Here is a 17,933-nt window from a genome sequence, read left to right on the forward strand (position 1 = left end):
CCCTCACTCGACGGTGACCGACTTGGCCAGGTTGCGCGGCTGGTCGACGTCCAGCCCCTTGGCGGTGGACAGCTCGAGGGCGAACACCTGCAGCGGCACCACCGTCAGCAGCGGTGCGAGCAGGGCGGGCGTGCGGGGCACGCGGATGACCTCGTCGGCGAAGGGCACGACGTCCTCGTCCCCCTCCTCGGCGATGACCAGGGTGCGGGCGCCGCGGGCGCGGATCTCCTGGATGTTGGAGACGACCTTGCCGTGCAGGCCGTGCTCGGAGTCCGGGGAGGGCACCACGACGAACACCGGCTGGCCCGGCTCGATCAGCGCGATCGGACCGTGCTTCAGCTCACCCGCGGCGAAGCCCTCGGCGTGGATGTAGGCCAGCTCCTTGAGCTTGAGCGCACCCTCCATCGCCACAGGGAAGCCGACGTGGCGGCCGAGGAAGAGCACGGCCCGCGTGTCGGCCATGAACCGGGCGATCTCCTTGACGCGGTCCATGCTGTCGAGCACCTGCTGGATCTTCTCCGGCACGCGCTGCAGCTCCTGCATCACCTGGGCGACCCCGTCGTCGTGGCCACCGCGGACCTGCACGAGGTAGAGACCGAGGACGTAGCTGGCGGTGATCTGGGCCAGGAAGGCCTTGGTGGAGGCTACGGCGATCTCCGGACCGGCGTGGGTGTAGAGGACGCCGTCAGACTCACGCGGGATCGTCGAGCCGTGCGTGTTGCAGATGGAGATGGTGCGCGCGCCGAGCTCCTTGGCGTGCCGCACCGCCATCAGGGTGTCCATCGTCTCGCCGGACTGGCTGATCGAGACCACCAGGGTCTTGTCGTCGATCACCGGGTCGCGGTAGCGGAACTCGTGGGCCAGCTCGACCTCGACCGGGATGCGCGCCCAGCGCTCGATGGCGTACTTGGCGACCATCCCGGCATACGCCGCGGTGCCGCAGGCCACGATGACCATCTTGTCGATGGCGCGCAGGTCCTCCTCGGAGAGCCCCATCTCGTCGAGGACGAGGCGGCCGCTCTCGTCGGTCCTGCCGAGCAGGGTGTCGGCAACGGCGTGCGGCTGGTCGTTGATCTCCTTCTCCATGAAGGTGTCGTAGCCACCCTTCTCGGCGGCCGCCGCGTCCCAGGTCACCTCGTAGGCCTTGCCGTCGCTGGGTGTGCCGTCGAAGTTGATGACGCTGTAGCCGTCGGGCGTGATCGTCACGATCTGGTCCTGGCCGAGCTCCAGCGCGTGCCGGGTGTAGCCGATGAAGGCCGCGACGTCGGACCCCAGGTAGTTCTCGCCCTCGCCGAGACCCACCACGAGCGGGCTGTTGCGACGGGCGCCGACCACGACGTCGGGCTGGTCGGCGTGCACGGCCAGCAGGGTGAACGCCCCCTCGAGGGTGTTGACCACCTCACGCATGGCCTGGGTGAGGTCGCCGGTCCGCCCGAAGGCCTGGGCCACCAGGTGGGCCACGACCTCCGTGTCGGTCTCGGAGGCGAAGACCACGCCCTCCTCGAGCAGCTGCTTGCGGAGCTTGTGGAAGTTCTCGATGATGCCGTTGTGCACGAGCGCGAGCTTGCGGTCGGTGCCGCCGCGGTGCGGGTGGGCGTTCTCGTTGGTGGGGCCACCGTGGGTCGCCCAGCGGGTGTGACCGATCGCGGTCGCGGTCTCCGGCAGCGCCTGCGCCTCCAAGGCCTCGACCAGGTTGGTCAGCTTGCCGGCCCGCTTCTCGCCGACCACCTCGCCGTCACCGACCAGCGCCACCCCCGCGGAGTCGTAGCCGCGGTACTCCAGGCGGGTCAGGCCCTCCATCACGACATCGAGCGCCTTGCCGCTACGGACCGGACCGACGTATCCCACGATTCCACACATGGGGTGCAGCCTAATCCGTGGCACCCGGGGGAACCGCATGCCGAGCCGGTGACGGCGACGTGCAGAATGTCACGCATGGCTTCCAACGGCGCCAGCCTCACCTCCCCCTACGTCGAGCTCGACCGGGCCGGGTGGGCTGCCCTGCGTGACCAGCACCCGATGCTGCTGTCGCAGGAGGATGTCACCCGGTTGCGCGGTCTCGGCGAGCGGCTCGACATGCAGGAGATCGAGCAGGTCTACCTGCCGCTGTCCCGGCTGCTGTCCTTCTATGAGCGCGAGGTCGAGCAGCTGCACCAGGTCACCAGCGACTTCCTCGGGGAGCGTCACGAGCGCACGCCGTTCATCATCGGGGTCGCGGGCTCGGTCGCGGTCGGCAAGTCGACGACCGCCCGCATCCTGCAGGCCCTGATCGCCCGGTGGGAGTCCGAGCCCTCGGTCGAGCTGGTCACCACCGACGGCTTCCTCTACCCCAACAAGGTCCTCACCGAGCGCAACCTGATGGCCCGCAAGGGCTACCCGGAGAGCTACGACCGGCGGGCCCTGCTGCGCTTCGTGATGGAGGTGAAGTCCGGCAAGGCCGAGGTGCGCGCCCCGGTCTACTCCCACCTGACCTACGACATCGTCCCCCACGAGCAGATCGTCGTCCGGCGGCCGGACGTGCTCATCGTCGAGGGCCTCAACGTGCTCCAGCCGCCGCGCCAGCACAGCGACGGCCGCACCGGCCTGTCGGTCTCCGACTTCTTCGACTTCTCGGTCTACGTGGACGCCAAGCAGGAGCTCATCAAGAAGTGGTACGTCGACCGCTTCCAGGAGCTGCGGCATACCGCCTTCAACCAGCCGGAGTCCTTCTTCCGCCGCTACGCCAGCCTGGACGACGAGGCCGCGGTGGACATGGCCGAGAGCATCTGGGACGCCATCAACGCCCCCAACCTGGTCGAGAACATCCTGCCGACCCGGGGCCGGGCGACCCTGGTGCTGAGCAAGGGCGAGGACCACGCCGTCAACCGGGTGCGGCTGCGCCGCCTCTGACGTATGCGGAGGGGCCGGGTCCCGCAACCCGGCACCGGTGGCGCGTGGGTCGGCTCAGGCTCGGGGCGGGCGGGTCATCGCCAGGACGTCGAGGGCCGCGTCGAGCTGCTCCTCGGTCAGCTCGCCGCGCTCGACGTGGCCCCGCTCGAGGACGACCTCACGGATCGTCTGCCGGTTGGCCAGCGACTGCTTGGCGACCGCTGCGGCGGCCTCGTAGCCGATGTACCTGTTCAGGGGCGTGACGATCGCGCTGGAGCTCTCCGCGAGCTCGCGGTTGTGCTCCACGTTGGCCGTGATCCCGCTGATGCAGCGGTCGGCGAGGACGCGTGAGGAGCTGGCCAGCAGCGTGATCGACTCCACCAGCACCTGACCCATGACCGGCAGCATGACGTTGAGCTCGAAGGTGCCGCTGGCCCCGGCGACCGTCATGGTCGTGTCGTTGCCGATCACCTTCGCGCAGACCATGAGGGCGGCCTCGGGCAGGACCGGGTTGACCTTGCCCGGCATGATCGAGGACCCGGGCTGCAGGTCCGGCAGCTGCACCTCGCCCAGGCCGGCGCGGGGGCCCGACCCCATCCAGCGCAGGTCGTTGCAGATCTTGGTGAGCGAGACGGCGACGACCCGCAGGGCACCGCTGAGCGCGACCAGCGCGTCCTGGGTGGACTGCGCCTCGAAGTGGTCGACGGCCTCGACGAACTCCACACCGGTGCGGCGCGACACCTCGGCGATCACCTGCGCGGCGAACCCGGGCTGGGCGTTGAGGCCGGTCCCGGCGGCCGTGCCGCCCAGCGGCAGCTCGGCGGCCGGCCCGGCAGCCTCCTCGACGCGCTGGCGGCCCAGGGCGATCTGCCGGGCATAGCCCGCGAACTCCTGACCGAGGGTGACCGGCACGGCGTCCATCAGGTGGGTGCGGCCGGCTTTCACGACGTCGGCGAACTCGGTCGCCCGCTCCGCGAGGGCCTCCTCCAGCCGTGCCAGGGCCGGCAGGAGCTCGTCGTGGACCAGCCGCACGGTGGCGACCCGGATCGCCGAGGGGAAGGTGTCGTTGCTGGACTGCCCCGCGTTGACGTGGTCGTTGGGGTGGATGACCGGGTCACCGCCGAGGGCACGGTTCGCCAGGGTGGCCACGACCTCGTTGACGTTCATGTTGGTCGAGGTGCCCGACCCGGTCTGGAAGACGTCGATCGGGAAGTTGCCGTCGTGCTGGCCGGAGGCGACCTCGTCGGCGGCGGCGCTGATGGCCCGCGCCCGGGTCTGGTCCACCACGCCGAGCTCGGCGTTCACGCCGGCGGCGGCAGACTTGATGAGGGCGAGCGCGTGCACGATCTGGGCCGGGACCGGTTGCCCCGAGATGGGGAAGTTCTCGACCGCCCGAGCCGTCTGTGCGGCATACAGCGCGTCGGCCGGGACCTGCACCTCCCCCATCGAGTCGCGCTCGGTGCGCATCGGGACGTCCTGGGCGGTGGTGGGGCGCTCGGTGCTCATGCTCCCAGTGTCCTCCAGCCCTCCGGCGGACGCGAGGGACCCCGGTCGCCCGTGGGGGCGGACCGGGGTCCGGGAGAGATCTGGCGCGGTCGGTGCGGGATCAGTACCAGCCGACGGACTGCGAGTGCGCCCACGCACCGCAGGGGCTGCCGTAGCGGCCCTGGATGTAGCCCAGGCCCCAGCGGATCTGGGTGGCCGGGTTGGTCTGCCAGTCGGAGCCGGCCGTGGCCATCTTGCTGCCCGGGAGGGCCTGCGGGATGCCGTAGGCGCCCGACGACGGGTTCTGGGCGTAGGTGTTCCAGCCGCTCTCGCGGTTCCACAGCGAGTTGAGGCAGCTGAACTGGTCCTGCCCCCAGCCGTAGCTGCCGAGCATGCCGGCGGCGATGTCGCGGGGGGAGCCGGACGGCGCGGGGGCGGGGGCCGGAGCGGCTTCCTCGACCGGCGCCTCGGGGCGCTCCTCGGAGCGGGCCGCGGCCTCCTCGGCGGCGGCGCGCTCGGCGGCCGCCTGCTCGGCCGCTGCCTGCTCGGCGGCAGCCCGCTCGGCAGCGGCGCGCTCGGCGGCGATCTCCGCGGAGCGCTCGGTCGCGGCGTCGCCACCCTTGCGGGCGCTCCAGGCCGAGAAGTTCATGCTGGCGTCAGCCACCTGGCCCTCGACCGCGGTGACGGACTGCTCGAGGGTCGACTGGCTCGCCTCGGCGATGTGGCCCAGCGCGGAGTCGCCGACGAACGGCGTGACGTCACTGAGGTTCGCCGCGACCCCGCTGACGTCCAGGGTCGGGTCGCCGGGCTGGCCGGCGTAGGTGGCCAGGGCCACGGCGCCTGCCGCGAGGACTGCGGTCACGGCGGTCGCGCCGCGGTGCAGGCGACGGCCGGACCGGTGTTTGCGGTCCTGCCCGGCGGGCAGCACAGGGATCTCGGGGGTGTTGGGCACAGGGTTTCCTCCACGCCCGGGGCACCGTCAGCTGCGGGGAACAGCGGGGGCAACGGTCACGAGCGTTATGAATTCGTGATCTTGAACCGGTCCACCGTGGCAGCACGGGTCAACAGATCGCAAACTCACAGGCCGATCCGTGGCCAACGTCACACCGCCCCGGCAGCGCCATTTCTGGTGCTGCCGGGGCGGATGGTGCTAGTGGGACTCAGCGCCTGCTGGACGTCGGGGGCCGGAGGCAAGGAACGCCCGCGAGTCGGACCAGGCCCTCTCCGCCCGCGAGTCAGACCAGGCTCTCCCCGCCCTCGAGGAGATCGGTCACCAGCGCCGCGATCGGGCTGCGCTCACTGCGGTGCAGCGTGACGTGCGCGAACAGCGGGTGCCCCTTGAGCGTCTCGATCACCGCAGCGACCCCGTCGTGCCGGCCGACCCGGAGGTTGTCGCGCTGGGCGACATCGTGGGTCAGCACCACCCGCGAGCTCTGGCCGATCCGGGACAGGACGGTGAGCAGGACGTTGCGCTCCAGCGACTGCGCCTCGTCGACGATCACGAACGCGTCGTGCAGCGAGCGGCCCCGGATGTGGGTCAGCGGGAGCACCTCCAGCATGTCGCGGTCGATGATCTCCTCGACGACCTCCTTGGACACAACCGCCCCCAGGGTGTCGAAGACGGCCTGGGCCCAGGGGCCCATCTTCTCGTTCTCACTGCCCGGCAGGTAGCCCAGCTCCTGGCCACCGACGGCATACAGCGGGCGGAAGACGATGACCTTGCGGTGCTGGCGCCGCTCCATGACCGCCTCGAGCCCGGCGCACAGGGCCAGGGCGGACTTGCCGGTGCCGGCCCGGCCACCCAGGCTGATGATGCCGACGTCCGGGTCCAGCAGCAGGTCGAGCGCGATCCGCTGCTCGGCGGAGCGACCGTGCAGCCCGAAGGCGTCCCGGTCCCCGCGGACCAGCTTGACCGCGTGGTCGGGGGTGACCCGGGCCAGCGCGCTGCCGGACGGCCCCAGGACCGTGAGCCCGGTGTGCACGAGCAGCTCCCGGGCCCCCTCGTGCTCCAGCCGACCGGTCTCATAGAGCGTCGCCATGCCCGCGTCGTCGACCTCCAGCTCGGCCATGCCGGTCCAGCCGGACTCGACGGCCAGCTCGGCGCGGTACTCCTGGGCGTCCAGACCGCACGCCGAGGCCTTGACGCGCATCGGCAGGTCCTTGCTGACCACGGTCACCTCGTGCCCCTCGCCCGCGAAGTTGCAGGCCACGGCCAGGATGCGCGAGTCGTTGTCGCCCAGTCGGAACCCGACGGGCAGGGAGGACGGGTCCGTGTGGTTGAGCTCGACCTTGAGGGTGCCCCCGTCGTCGCCGACCGGGACCGGCTCGTTCAGGCCGCCGTGCGCCACCCGCAGGTCGTCCAGCAGCCGCAGCGCCTCGCGGGCGAAGTAGCCCAGCTCCGGGTGGTGCCGCTTGCCCTCCAGCTCGGTGATGACCACGATCGGCAGGACGACCTGGTGCTCGGCAAAGCGCAGCAGCGCCCGCGGGTCGGACAGCAGGACCGAGGTGTCCAGGACGTAGGTCTTGGTCCTGACCTCGGCGGGCTGCGCCGCAGCGGCGCGCGTGGAACGGGTGGCGGATCGGCTGGTGGTTGGTGCCATGTCGACTCTCCCTGCACGCGCGCTCGCGCTACGCGTGGTGACGGTGGGCTGACCGGGACCGGGCCCTCACCAGGTGGTCGAGGTGCCGGTGCCGGCCCCCCGCCCAGAGCAGTCGCTCCATCTGGTTGGCCTCCCGGACGAGGACGGGTGTCCTGCGTCCCTCCCGACGTTAGGACCACTTCCGGCGCCGACACGCCAATCGGCGCGGCGTGGCGTAAACGTCCGCCCCGCGGTCGTTGACCATTCACCAGCCCGCCACCCCAGGTTCCCCGGGAGGATCGGCCGGCCGATCCGCATACGGCTGGGCAGTCCGGCAGTATGCCGCGTGGCTAGCTGCCGAAGCGGCGCTCGCGCTCGGCGTAGGCCCGGAGAGCGCGCAGGAAGTCCACCTTGCGGAAGTCCGGCCAGTAGGCCTCGCAGAAGTAGAACTCGCTGTGCGCGCTCTGCCAGAGCAGGAAGCCGCCGAGGCGCTGCTCGCCGCTGGTGCGGATCACCAGGTCCGGGTCCGGTTGCCCCTTGGTGTAGAGGTGCTCGGCGATGTCCTCGACCTCCAGGGTGCGGGCCAGCTCCTCGATCGCCGTCCCCTTCTCGGCGGCCTCGGCCAGCAGCGAGCGCACGGCGTCGGCGATCTCCTGGCGACCGCCGTAGCCGATCGCCACGTTGACGACCATGCCGTCCACATCGGCCGTGTGGTCCACCGCGTCGTGCAGGACCTGCACGGTCTCCTCCGGCAGCAGGTGCGCGGCGCCGACCAGGTTGATCCGCCAGCAGCGGCGCTCGGCCAGCTCGGTGACCACGTCCTGGATGATGCGCAGCAGCGGCTCGACCTCCTGCGTGTCACGGTGCAGGTTGTCGGTGGACAGCAGCCACAGGGTCACGACCTCGACCCCCGCCTCCTCGCACCACTCCAGCAGGGGGGCGATGTTGTCGGCCCCCGCCCGGTGTCCGTGCGCCGTGTCCGCCCCCCGCAGCCGTGCCCACCGGCGGTTGCCGTCGAGCATGACCCCCACGTGCCGCGGCATGCGGTCGACCGGCAGGTGCTTGGTCAGCGACCGGTTGTACGCGCGATAGAGCAGGTCGCGGGGAGAGCGCATACCGGCAAACCTACTCGCCGCACCCGCGCCCCGTGGTGATCCCCACCGTCTCTCCCGGAACTCCTCACGAACCCGACAGAGAAGTCACGGCGCGTGGTCCACGCCGGGCGCGGCTCCGGACCTCCCGGCCCCTGCCCGCCCGCCCGCGGACGTGAACATCTGGTTACCGTTGCGTAACTTACGCCAACGTAGGTTACCCTTGGCGGATGGCAGACCGCTCACCCCGCACTTCCCGCGCCCGGATGCACCAGGCCTCCGGGTCCGCGATGCACGTCCGGGAGACCGCAGACTCCGTCCGGGAGTCCGCCAAGGACGCCGTCGCCGCGATCAAGCCCCGGCTGCGCGGCTGGCTCCACCTGGGCACCACCCCGCTGGCGCTGGCCGCCGGCATCGTGCTGATCGCGCTCGCCCCGACCACCTCCGCGCGGATCGCTGCCGCCGTCTTCGCCATCACCGCGGTGCTGCTGTTCGGCACGTCGGCGGTCTACCACCGCGGCAGCGGGCACTTCAGTGAGCGCACCAGCCGGCTCCTCAAGCGACTGGACCACGCCAACATCTTCCTGATCATCGCCGGCACCTACACGCCGTTCGCCGTGCTGCTGCTCCCCGACGGCCAGGCACGCACGCTGCTGTGGCTGGTGTGGGGCGGGGCGATCCTCGGCGTGCTCTTCCGGGTGCTGTGGGTCGGCGCGCCGCGCTGGCTCTACACCCCGGTCTACGTCGCCCTCGGCTGGGTGGCCGTCTTCTACCTGCCCGGGTTCTGGCGCAACGGCGGCGCCGTCGTGGTCACCCTGATCGCGGCGGGCGGGCTGCTCTACACGCTGGGCGCCGTCGTCTACGGCACCAAGAGGCCCAACCCGTCACCGCGCTGGTTCGGGTTCCACGAGATCTTCCACGCGTTCACCGTCGTGGCATTCGCGGCGCACTACGTCGCGGTGTCGTTCTCGGTCTACGGCGCGATTCCGGCAGCCGCCGGCTGACGCCGGTCGGCTGACCCTGCACGCACGACTCGACCTGCGACTCAGGGGCGCGGCTCGACCGAGCCCTCGTCCTCGTCGTCACCCTCGTCTCCGGGGCGGCCGTCGCCACCGGGGCCGCCGTCCGTGCCGGGGTCCCGCCCACCGGCCTCGCGGGCCCGGCGCTCCTCCTCCAGGCGCAGCTCCTCCTGGTGCTTCAGCCTGCGCAGGCGGCGGTTCAGGTCGGTGCCGAGCAGGACCAGCGCGATCGCCAGGAAGAAGACGACCAGGAAGCCACCCAGCCCTGCGGTGATCTCGACACCGGTGCTGTTCACGAGGCCTGCTCGTCGCTGTCGTGGTGGCCCTCGAGCTCGGTGATCTCGTCCTCGAGGTCGTCGGTCTGCCGTGCGTCATCGACGCCGTCGGCATCCTGGTCGAGCGGGGGCGGGGGCACCGTCCGGTACACGGCCACCACCTCGCCGTCGGCATCCCGCTCCGGTGCCTGACGGCATACGGTCTCCAGGTCGAGGTCCCGCAGCCCGGCGAACAGGTCGTCCTCGGGGAAGGTCGGCTCGACCAGCGAGACGGCCAGCTCCCAGTCCTCGGCCGGGTGCACCCGCCGCTGCAGGTCCAGCGGCACCTGGAACCAGAAGCCGTCCGGGTCGACCTGCGTCGCGTGGGCCCGCAGCGCGTCGTCCCGCACCGCGAAGTACTCCCCGCACTCCACGTGCGTGCGGATGTCACGCTCGGGGCGCTGGCGCATCCCGCTGATCCAGTCCTTGTAGGGCGACTCCAGCCCCTCGGCCTCCATCGCCTCGTGGATCGCGCGGATGCGCTTGATCGACCAGCCGGAGTAGTAGACCTTCTGGGGCTGCCACGGCTCACCGGCGTGGGGGTATGCCGCCGGGTCACCGGCCGCGCGGAACGCCGCCATGGACACCACGTGGGTCATGATGTGGTCGGGGTGGGGGTAGCCACCGTTCTCGTCATAGGTCGTCAGCACGTGCGGTCGGAACTCCCGGATGACGCGCACCAGGGCCTCGGCGGTGACGTCGACCGGCTCCAGCGCGAAGCAGCCCTCGGGCAGCGGCGGCAGCGGGTCGCCCTCCGGCAGGCCGGAGTCCACGAAGCCGAGCCACGTGTGCTCCACCCCGAGGATCTCGGCCGCCCGCGCCATCTCGTCCCGCCGGACCTGGGCCAGGTCGCGGGCGATGTGCGGGTCGCCCTTGAGCTTGTCGTTGAGGATGTCGCCGCGCTCCCCGCCGGTGCACGAGACCACGCGCACGCGGATCCCGTCGGCGACGTACTTCGCCGTGGTGGCCGCCCCCTTGCTGGACTCGTCATCCGGGTGGGCGTGAACGGCCATGAGTCGAAGCTCCTGGGACACCCTGCGCTCCTCGTGCTCTCGTGTGGCGGACAATGGTGACGCGCCCCGGCGCGACACAGTCACCTATCCTCTCACCTCCCGTCCCCCAGACCTCCCCGACCGCAGCAGACGGAGCACCACCAGTGAGCACGACCACCCGGCCCCCGGCGAACAGGCGCACCTGGTGGATCGTCGGCACCCTCGGTGTCGCCGCGATGACGGCGCTGGCCGTCTGGTTCGGGATCGCCGCGACCGCGGGCAAGGTCCACTGGTTCAACGCCGGCTTCGACGTGGTCTCCGACGAACAGGTCGACATCCGTTTCGACGTCCGTCGGGACCCGAGCCGTGCGGTGGTCTGCGACCTGCACGCGCTGGACGCCCACCACGCCCGGGTCGGGACGGGGCAGGTCACGGTGCCCCCGGCAGAGAAGTCACCCACCCGCCACATCGAGTCGCTGCGCACGGTGTCCCGCGCGACGACCGGTTACGTCGACACCTGCTCCTACGCCGACCAGCGCTGATCCGCGGCCCCCGGCCGAGCGGCATACTCGTGACCGGATCGTGACCTGGACATATGGCCACCAGCCGTTTCCTTGTTAGACTTGGGGTTCGCGAAGGTCCGGGCCGGACACCCCTGAGACGAAGATCTCAGCAAATCCATTTGCCCGGACCTCACTGTTTGATCGTGACAGGGACCGCACCTGCGTGACCCAGCCCTGGCGCGTGACCCGAGGAGTGACTGAAGTGACCGACACCACCACCAAGCAGACGGCTACCTACCTGACGCCTGAGGCGCATGCTCGCCTGCAGGCGGAGCTGGCCACCCTCAAGGGCGAGGGCCGGAGCGAGATCTCCCGGCGCATCGAGGAGGCCCGCGAGGAGGGTGACCTCAAGGAGAACGGCGGCTACCACGCGGCCAAGGAGGAGCAGGGCAAGATGGAGGCCCGCATCCGCCAGCTCGAGCAGCTTCTCCAGAACGTCACGATCGGCAGTGCCCCGGCGGACGACGGCGTCGTCGAGCCCGGCATGGTTGTCACCGTCGAGATGTTCGGCGAGGAGGAGAAGTTCCTCCTCGGCAGCCGCGAGATCATCGGGGACGACGAGACGCTGACCGTCTACAGCGAGAAGTCCCCCATGGGCGCGGCGATCGTCGGCCACGTGCCGGGCGACGTCACGACCTACCAGGCCCCGAACGGCAAGAGCTTCGAGGTCAAGATCATCTCCGCGACGCCCTACTCGTCCTGAGTCCCGACCGACGCACGGCGTCGGAGCACAGCACCCCAGATGCCGCCCCGTGCGGTCGGTTCAGCCGGCCAGCACGGGGCGGTATCCGTGTGCGGTGAGGGTGTGCACGACGTGCTCGGAGTGCTCGTGCCCGTCCGTCTCGACCGTGACCCCGATCTGCACCTCGTGCACGTGCAGGGAGGGTGTGGTGCGTCCGTGCTGCACCTCCAGGACGTTGGCACGCTCCTGCGCGAGCAGGGCCAGCAGCCCTGAGAGGGAGCCGGGGCGGTCCGGGACCGTCACCCGGAACTGCAGGTAGCGCCCGGCGATGCCGAGCCCCGTGCGGATGATCCGCAGCATCAGCAGCGTGTCGATGTTGCCACCGGAGAGCACCGCCACCACGGGCCGGTCGGGGTCGCCCAGCGGCTCGCCGCCGTCGGCGGCGCGGTCCATCAGGTGCGCCACGGCGGCGGCACCGGCCGGCTCCACGACGAGCTTGGCCCGCTCGAGCAGGAACAGCATGGCGCGGGCGATCGCGTCCTCGCCGACCGTCTCGACGCCGTCGACGAGGTCACGCACCAGCGCGAACGGGACGTCGCCCGGGCGGCCCACGGCGATGCCGTCGGCCATCGTCGTCATCTTCTCGACCGGCACGGGGTGACCGGCGGCCAGCGAGCCGGGCCAGGCAGCCGCCTCCTCGGCCTGGACCCCGATGACCCGCACATCGGGGCGCACCGCCTTGACCGCCGTGGCGATGCCGGCGAGCAGCCCGCCACCCCCGAGGCAGACGAGGATGGTGCCGACGTCCGGGACCTGCTCGAGGATCTCCAGCCCGCAGGTGCCCTGGCCGGCGACGATGGCCGGGTGGTCGAACGGCGGGATGAACACGGCGCCCGTCTCCTGCTCGAACTGCCGGGCCCGCTCGATGCAGTCGTCGATCGTGGTGCCGACCTGCTCGACCGTGGCGCCGTAGCCTCGGGTGGCCCGCAGCTTGGGCATGGAGGCCCCGTTGGGCATGAACACGGTGGCCTCGATGTCGAGCAGCTGTGCTGCGAGGGCGACGCCCTGCGCGTGGTTGCCGGCGCTCGCGGCCACCACTCCCCTGGCGCGCTCCTCCGCCGAGAGCGCGGCCATGCGGGTGTAGGCCCCGCGGATCTTGAAGGACCCCGCGCGCCCCATGTTCTCGCACTTCAGGTGCACCGGGACCCCCGCGAGGGTGCTCAGCGCCTGGCTGAACTCCATCGGGGTGGGCTTCATGACGCCGGCCAGGAGCTCCTTGGCGGCCTCGATGTCGGCTGGGGATACAGGTGGCGTCGTTGTCACGAGGTCACCCTAGTCGCGACCGGGCGGGGCCGGGCCGTGCGCAGGTGTGTCCGTCGTGGCAGCCGGACGCAGTGGTGCTCGCTCCCCGCAGCCGCGTCTGACAGCAGCTTGTGCTTCTTCGAGCCGGACAGAGCCAGCTCGAAGAAGCACAAGCTGCTGCAAGTCGTCATGGCAACGCTACGAGAAGAGATCCGGCCACGCGCAGAGGTGCGCGGTGCGACGTCCGGGACATCACACCGCGCACCTCGTGGTCACCCGGCTCGGGCTGACGGTCGGTGACCGGCGCCCGCCGACCTGCTCAGGCGGCGTCCTCCGCACGGCCGGCGCCGGGCACGCGCTCGGACATCCGCAGGTCCTCCTTGTCGAGCGGACCGCTCATCCGCAGCGGCTTGTCGATCAGGTAACGGACGTAGGCGTAGGGCGTGAAGAACCCGGGCAGGTAGTCACCCAGTGCCACCTCGGTCAGCACCTCGCGGGCCCGCGCCAGCGGCTCGGCCGCCTCGGGGCCGAGCTCGCTCACCAACCGTCCGGCCTCCTCCTCGATCAGGTCGCTGACCAGCTGGCGGGTGACGACGCGGAGGTCCTCCAGCGGGGTGCGGTTGCGGATCCACTGCCACAGCTGGGCCCGGGAGATCTCGACGGTGGCCGCGTCCTCCATGAGGTTGTCGATCGCCACGGCGCCCGTGCCGGAGGTCCACGCGGCCAGGTAGCGCAGCGACACCGTGATGTTGGTGCGCACACCGGCCTCGGTGACCGTGGGGTCCGGCACGCCGGCGAGCAGGTCGGCGGCGGTCACCCGCACGTCGTGCCGCTGCCGGTCACGCTGGTCGGGTCGCTCGCCGAGGGCCTGGTCGAAGACCTCGGTGCAGGTGGGGACCAGGGCGGGGTGGGCCACCCAGGATCCGTCGAAGCCGTCACCGGCCTCGCGCTCCTTGTCCGCACGGATCTTCTGCAGCGCCGACCGGGTCGCCTCCTCGTCGGTGCGGTCCGGCACGAAGGCCGCCATCCCGCCGATGGCGTGGGCGCCGCGGCGGTGGCAGGTGCGGACCATCAGCTCGGTGTAGGCCCGCATGAACGGCGTCGTCATGGTGACCTCGGCGCGCTCCGGCAGCACGAACTCCGGGCCCCGCTGCGCGAAGGTGCGGATGTAGCTGAAGATGTAGTCCCAGCGCCCCGCGTTGAGACCGGAGGAGTGCTCGCGCAGCTCGTAGAGGATCTCCTCCATCTCGAAGGCCGCCGTCACGGTCTCGATGAGCACCGTGGCGCGGATGGTGCCCCGCGGGATGCCGAGCAGCTCCTGGGCGAGGACGAAGACGTCGTTCCAGAGGCGGGCCTCCAGGTGCGACTCGAGCTTGGGCAGGTAGAAGTACGGACCGGCGCCCCGCTCGACCAGCTCCCGGGCGTTGTGGAAGAAGTAGAGCCCGAAGTCGACGAGCGAGGCCGGCAGCGGCCGGCCGTCGACGGACAGGTGCTTCTCGCACAGGTGCCAGCCACGCGGACGCAGGACGATCGTCGGGGTCTGCTGCCCCACGGCATACTCCTTGCCGTTCTCGTCGGTGAAGTCGAGCTGGCCGCGGATCGCGTCATAGAGGTTGACCTGGCCGTCGATCACGTTGAACCACGTGGGCGCGGTCGCGTCCTCCAGGTCAGCCATCCACACGCGGGCGCCGGAGTTGAGCGCGTTGACGGTCAGCTTGCGGGTGGCCGGGCCGGTCATCTCGCAGCGGCGGTCGGTCAGGCCGGGGGCGGGCTCGGCCACGCGCCAGGTGGTGTCCTCCCGGACCGGCCGGGTGCGGGGCAGGAAGTCCAGGCTCTCGCGGCCGGCGCCGATCTGGCGGGAGCGCTCGCGACGCGCCTGCAGCAGCTCGGCGCGGCGCCCGGCGAAGGCGCCGTCCAGCTGGCGCACGAAGTCCAGCGCCTCGGGCGTGAGGATCTCCGCGAAGCGGGGGTGGTCGGAGCCGCGGACCTGGACGGCGCCGTTCGTGCCGCGGGGTGGGGTGGTGCTCATCTTGGGTCTCCTTCTCGTATGCGGTGTGGCCGGGTGTGGGGTGACCGCGGCGGTCTAGTGGAACTGCTCTGCCTCGGTGGAGCCGGTCAGCGCGAGGGTGCCGCTGGTGGGGTTGATCGCGGTGGAGACCTGGTCGAAGTAGCCGGTGCCGACCTCGGCCTGGTGCTTGACCGCGGTGTAACCGCGCTCGGCATCGGCGAACTCGGCCTCCTGCAGCTCGACGTAGGCGGACATCCCGGTGCGGGCGTAGCCGTGGGCGAGGGAGAACATCGAGTGGTTCAGGGCGTGGAAACCGGCCAGGGTGATGAACTGGAACCGGTAGCCCAGCGCACCCAGCTCGTCCTGGAAGGCGGCGATCTCGCTGTCGGACAGCGCCGACTTCCAGTTGAAGGATGGCGAGCAGTTGTAGGCGAGCATCTTGCCGGGGAACTCCTTGTGGAGCTCGGTGGCGAACTCGCGGGCCAGGCCCAGGTCCGGGGTGCCGGTCTCGACCCAGATCAGGTCGGAGTGCGGGGCGTAGGCCTTGGCGCGGGCCAGCACCGGCTCGATGCCGTTGCGCACGCGGTAGAAGCCCTCGCTGGTGCGCTCGCCGGTGACGAACTCCTGGTCGATGGGGTCGACGTCGCTGGTCAGCAGGTCGGCGGCCAGCGCGTCGGTGCGGGCGATCACCAGGCTCGGCACACCGAGCGTGTCGGCCGCCAGGCGGGCCGCGTTGAGGGTCCGGACGTGCTGCGCCGTCGGCACCAGGACCTTGCCGCCGAGGTGGCCGCACTTCTTCTCCGAGGCGAGCTGGTCCTCCCAGTGCACCCCGGCGGCGCCGGCGACGATCATCGACTTCATCAGCTCGAAGGCGTTGAGCGGGCCGCCGAAGCCGGCCTCGGCGTCGGCGACGATCGGCACCAGGTAGTCGGTGCCGTTCTCACCGTTGGCCCAGTCGATCTGGTCCGCGCGCACCAGCGCGTTGTTGATGCGACGGACCACGGCCGGGACCGAGTTGGCCGGGTAGAGGCTCTGGTCCGGGTAGGTCTGCCCGGCGAGGTTCGCGTCGGCCGCGACCTGCCACCCGGAGAGGTAGATCGCCTCGAGCCCCGCGCGGACCTGCTGCACGGCCTGGTTGCCGGTCAGCGCACCGAGGGCGCGGGTGAAGGTCTTGGTCTGCAGCTGCTCCCAGAGCTTCTCCGCACCCCGGCGGGCGAGGGTGTTCTCCTCCACCACGCTGCCCCGCAGTCGCACCACGTCCTCGGCCGAGTAGGTGCGCTCGATGCCGGACCAGCGCGGGTTGGCGGCCCACTCGGTGCGCAGCGCCTCGGCGGCCGACGTGATCGCCGTGGGGGCGTCGGTGGGCTCGGTGGTGGCGTCCGGGGTGTTCAGCGTGACAGTCATGAGACGTCCCTTCGGGTCGGTGGGCGCGTGCTGGTGGTGCCCTTCAGCAGAAGCGCCGTTCTGGTGCGATGACCCATCATTGAGTCAAGATCAACCCCCTTTGCACCGAATGTGGTGGTCAATTTTCGCGATTCTTGCGCTACCGTGGCGCAATGACAGATCTCGCGAGCGCTCCGGACCCGATCACCATCGGTCGCCAGCTGCGGCACGTCCGTCGGAGCTCGGGCCGGACGCTCGACGACGTGGCCGGCGCGGCCGGCATCTCCGGGTCGGCGCTGTCGCTGCTGGAGAACGGCAAGCGCGAGGCCAAGGTGTCCACGTTGGCCGCCCTCGCCCAGGCCCTGGGCACGGACCTGTCCGACCTGCTCCAGGCGCGTCCACCGAGCCGTCGGGCCGCGCTGGAGATCGCGCTGGAGAAGGCCCAGCGCGCGGACTCCTTCGAGGCGCTCGGCGTGCCCGCCGTCAAGATCGGGCCGCGACTGCCGACCGAGGCCCTGGAGGCGCTGGTCGGCATGCACGAGGCCCTCGCCGCGGTGCAGGCCGAGCGGGCGGCGACCCCCGAGCAGGCCCGGCGGGCCAATGCCGAGCTGCGCGACCGGATGCGGGCGGCCGACAACTACTTCCCGGAGATCGAGGCCCAGGCGGCTGGACTGCTCCGGGCGATCGACCACCGCGGCGGACCGATCACCCGCACCGCGGTCGACAAGCTGGCGGCGCACCTGGGCTTCCACCTCGTGCACACCACGGCCCTGCCCAGCTCGACCCGGTCGGTGACTGACCTGGCCAACCGCCGGATCTACCTGCCGCAGCCGGACGCCGGGCAGAGCGACTCGCGCTGGTTGGCGCTCCAGGCCCTCGGCCACGTCGTGCTGGGTCACGATGTGCCTGCCGACTACGCGGAGTTCCTCTCCCAGCGCGTCGAGATCAACTACTTCTCCGCGGCCCTGCTCATCCCGGAGACCAGTGCCGTGCACCTGCTCACCCGCGCCAAGGCCGCCAAGGACATCGCCATCGAGGACCTGCGCGACGCGTATGCGGTGTCCTACGAGACGGCGGCCCACCGGTTCACCAACCTGGCGACCCGGCACCTGGACCTGCCGGTGCACTTCATGCGGATCTCCGAGGCCGGGCTGATCTACAAGGCCTACGAGAACGACGGCGTGCGGTTCCCCAGCGACGCGACAGGCGCCATCGAGGGACAACGGGTCTGCCGGCACTGGACGGCGCGGGTGGTCTTCGAGCAGCCCGACCTGTCCAACGCCTACCAGCAGTACACCGACACCAAGTCCGGCACCTACTGGTGCTCGGCCGTGGTGGACCGCACCGCCAACGGCACCTTCTCGGTCAGCGTCGGCGTGCCCTATGCCTCGGTGAAGTGGATGCGCGGCCGCGAGACGACGTCCCGGTCACAGTCGCGCTGCCCCGACCCCACCTGCTGCGCGCAGCCGCCGGCCGAGCTGGCCCAGCGGTGGGCCGGCATGGCCTGGCCCAGCGCCCGGGTCCACTCCCACCTCCTGGCGGCCATGCCGCCCGGCGTCTTCCCCGGTGTCGACGACACCGAGGTGCTCCAGTTCCTGGAGCAGCAGGCCTGAGGCTGCCGCACCACCGACCTGGTTGACGGTGCCG

Annotated in this window: 15 protein-coding genes; 5 read left to right on the forward strand and 10 right to left on the reverse strand. The window is 71.1% G+C overall.

Annotation, left to right across the window (positions count from 1 at the left end):
• Nucleotides 1-3: 3 nt before the first annotated feature.
• Nucleotides 4-1,860 carry a glutamine--fructose-6-phosphate transaminase (isomerizing) gene (gene glmS / locus DA085_RS15390; RefSeq protein WP_109473865.1) on the reverse strand — a complete coding sequence of 619 codons (1,857 nt, stop codon included), beginning with the start codon at nucleotides 1,858-1,860 and terminating at the stop codon, nucleotides 4-6.
• A 75-nt stretch (nucleotides 1,861-1,935) separates the two neighbouring features.
• Between glmS and coaA the strand changes: the two genes are divergently transcribed.
• Nucleotides 1,936-2,889, forward strand: a complete 954-nt coding sequence (coaA, locus tag DA085_RS15395; protein WP_109473866.1) for a type I pantothenate kinase — start codon at nucleotides 1,936-1,938, stop codon at nucleotides 2,887-2,889.
• Nucleotides 2,890-2,943: 54 nt separating this feature from the next.
• Here coaA and DA085_RS15400 read toward each other — a convergent pair whose 3' ends face one another.
• The 4 genes from DA085_RS15400 to DA085_RS15415 form a co-directional block, all read right to left on the reverse strand.
• Complete coding sequence (locus DA085_RS15400; RefSeq protein WP_109473867.1) at nucleotides 2,944-4,374, reverse strand: class II fumarate hydratase; 1,431 nt, start codon at nucleotides 4,372-4,374, stop codon at nucleotides 2,944-2,946.
• Between the two features lie 100 nt (nucleotides 4,375-4,474).
• Nucleotides 4,475-5,305 (reverse strand): aggregation-promoting factor C-terminal-like domain-containing protein, encoded by an 831-nt coding sequence (locus DA085_RS21705; protein ID WP_237565555.1) that lies wholly within the window; start codon nucleotides 5,303-5,305, stop codon nucleotides 4,475-4,477.
• 283 nt (nucleotides 5,306-5,588) lie between these two features.
• Nucleotides 5,589-6,953, reverse strand: a complete 1,365-nt coding sequence (locus DA085_RS15410; RefSeq protein ID WP_109473868.1) for a PhoH family protein — start codon at nucleotides 6,951-6,953, stop codon at nucleotides 5,589-5,591.
• Nucleotides 6,954-7,282: 329 nt separating this feature from the next.
• The gene (locus DA085_RS15415) at nucleotides 7,283-8,047 is read right to left on the reverse strand and encodes an isoprenyl transferase (RefSeq protein WP_109473869.1); all 765 of its coding nucleotides are present in this window, start codon (nucleotides 8,045-8,047) and stop codon (nucleotides 7,283-7,285) included.
• A gap of 266 nt (nucleotides 8,048-8,313) precedes the next feature.
• On the opposite strand from DA085_RS15415, the gene trhA reads away from it, so the two are divergent.
• Nucleotides 8,314-9,027, forward strand: a complete 714-nt coding sequence (trhA, locus tag DA085_RS15420) for a PAQR family membrane homeostasis protein TrhA (protein WP_109473905.1) — start codon at nucleotides 8,314-8,316, stop codon at nucleotides 9,025-9,027.
• A 41-nt stretch (nucleotides 9,028-9,068) separates the two neighbouring features.
• On the opposite strand, the gene DA085_RS15425 is transcribed toward trhA, so the two are convergent.
• Together DA085_RS15425 and mca are read right to left on the reverse strand one after the other, a co-directional pair.
• Complete coding sequence (locus DA085_RS15425) at nucleotides 9,069-9,338, reverse strand: hypothetical protein (protein WP_109473870.1); 270 nt, start codon at nucleotides 9,336-9,338, stop codon at nucleotides 9,069-9,071.
• The gene (mca, locus tag DA085_RS15430) at nucleotides 9,335-10,369 is read right to left on the reverse strand and encodes a mycothiol conjugate amidase Mca (RefSeq protein WP_109473871.1); all 1,035 of its coding nucleotides are present in this window, start codon (nucleotides 10,367-10,369) and stop codon (nucleotides 9,335-9,337) included. Before mca ends, DA085_RS15425 begins: the two co-directional genes overlap by 4 nt.
• A 143-nt stretch (nucleotides 10,370-10,512) precedes the next feature.
• Here mca and DA085_RS15435 point away from each other — a divergent pair, with 143 nt between their 5' ends.
• Together DA085_RS15435 and greA are read left to right on the forward strand one after the other, a co-directional pair.
• Nucleotides 10,513-10,890, forward strand: a complete 378-nt coding sequence (locus DA085_RS15435) for a DUF4307 domain-containing protein (RefSeq protein ID WP_161958518.1) — start codon at nucleotides 10,513-10,515, stop codon at nucleotides 10,888-10,890.
• 223 nt (nucleotides 10,891-11,113) lie between these two features.
• The gene (gene greA / locus DA085_RS15440; RefSeq protein WP_109473873.1) at nucleotides 11,114-11,614 is read left to right on the forward strand and encodes a transcription elongation factor GreA; all 501 of its coding nucleotides are present in this window, start codon (nucleotides 11,114-11,116) and stop codon (nucleotides 11,612-11,614) included.
• 60 nt (nucleotides 11,615-11,674) lie between these two features.
• Here the strand turns inward: greA and ilvA are convergent, their stop codons facing one another.
• The 3 genes from ilvA to aceA all read right to left on the reverse strand — a co-directional run bounded on the left by ilvA (nucleotide 11,675) and on the right by aceA (nucleotide 16,307).
• Nucleotides 11,675-12,916: a threonine ammonia-lyase gene (gene ilvA, locus DA085_RS15445; RefSeq protein WP_419866517.1), complete on the reverse strand. Its 1,242-nt coding sequence runs from the start codon at nucleotides 12,914-12,916 to the stop codon at nucleotides 11,675-11,677.
• A gap of 298 nt (nucleotides 12,917-13,214) precedes the next feature.
• A complete protein-coding gene (gene aceB, locus DA085_RS15450) occupies nucleotides 13,215-14,924 on the reverse strand; it encodes a malate synthase A (protein ID WP_109473875.1) in 1,710 nt (569 codons plus the stop codon).
• A gap of 54 nt (nucleotides 14,925-14,978) precedes the next feature.
• The gene (gene aceA, locus DA085_RS15455; RefSeq protein WP_109473876.1) at nucleotides 14,979-16,307 is read right to left on the reverse strand and encodes an isocitrate lyase; all 1,329 of its coding nucleotides are present in this window, start codon (nucleotides 16,305-16,307) and stop codon (nucleotides 14,979-14,981) included.
• Nucleotides 16,308-16,459: 152 nt separating this feature from the next.
• Here aceA and DA085_RS15460 point away from each other — a divergent pair, with 152 nt between their 5' ends.
• Entirely contained in the window at nucleotides 16,460-17,899 is a 1,440-nt protein-coding gene (locus DA085_RS15460; protein WP_109473877.1) for a helix-turn-helix domain-containing protein, read from the forward strand.
• The last annotated feature ends 34 nt before the right edge of the window (nucleotides 17,900-17,933 follow it).

It is taken from the genome of Ornithinimicrobium cavernae (assembly GCF_003121625.1).
GTDB classification, from domain to species: Bacteria; Actinomycetota; Actinomycetes; order Actinomycetales; family Dermatophilaceae; genus Ornithinicoccus; species Ornithinicoccus cavernae.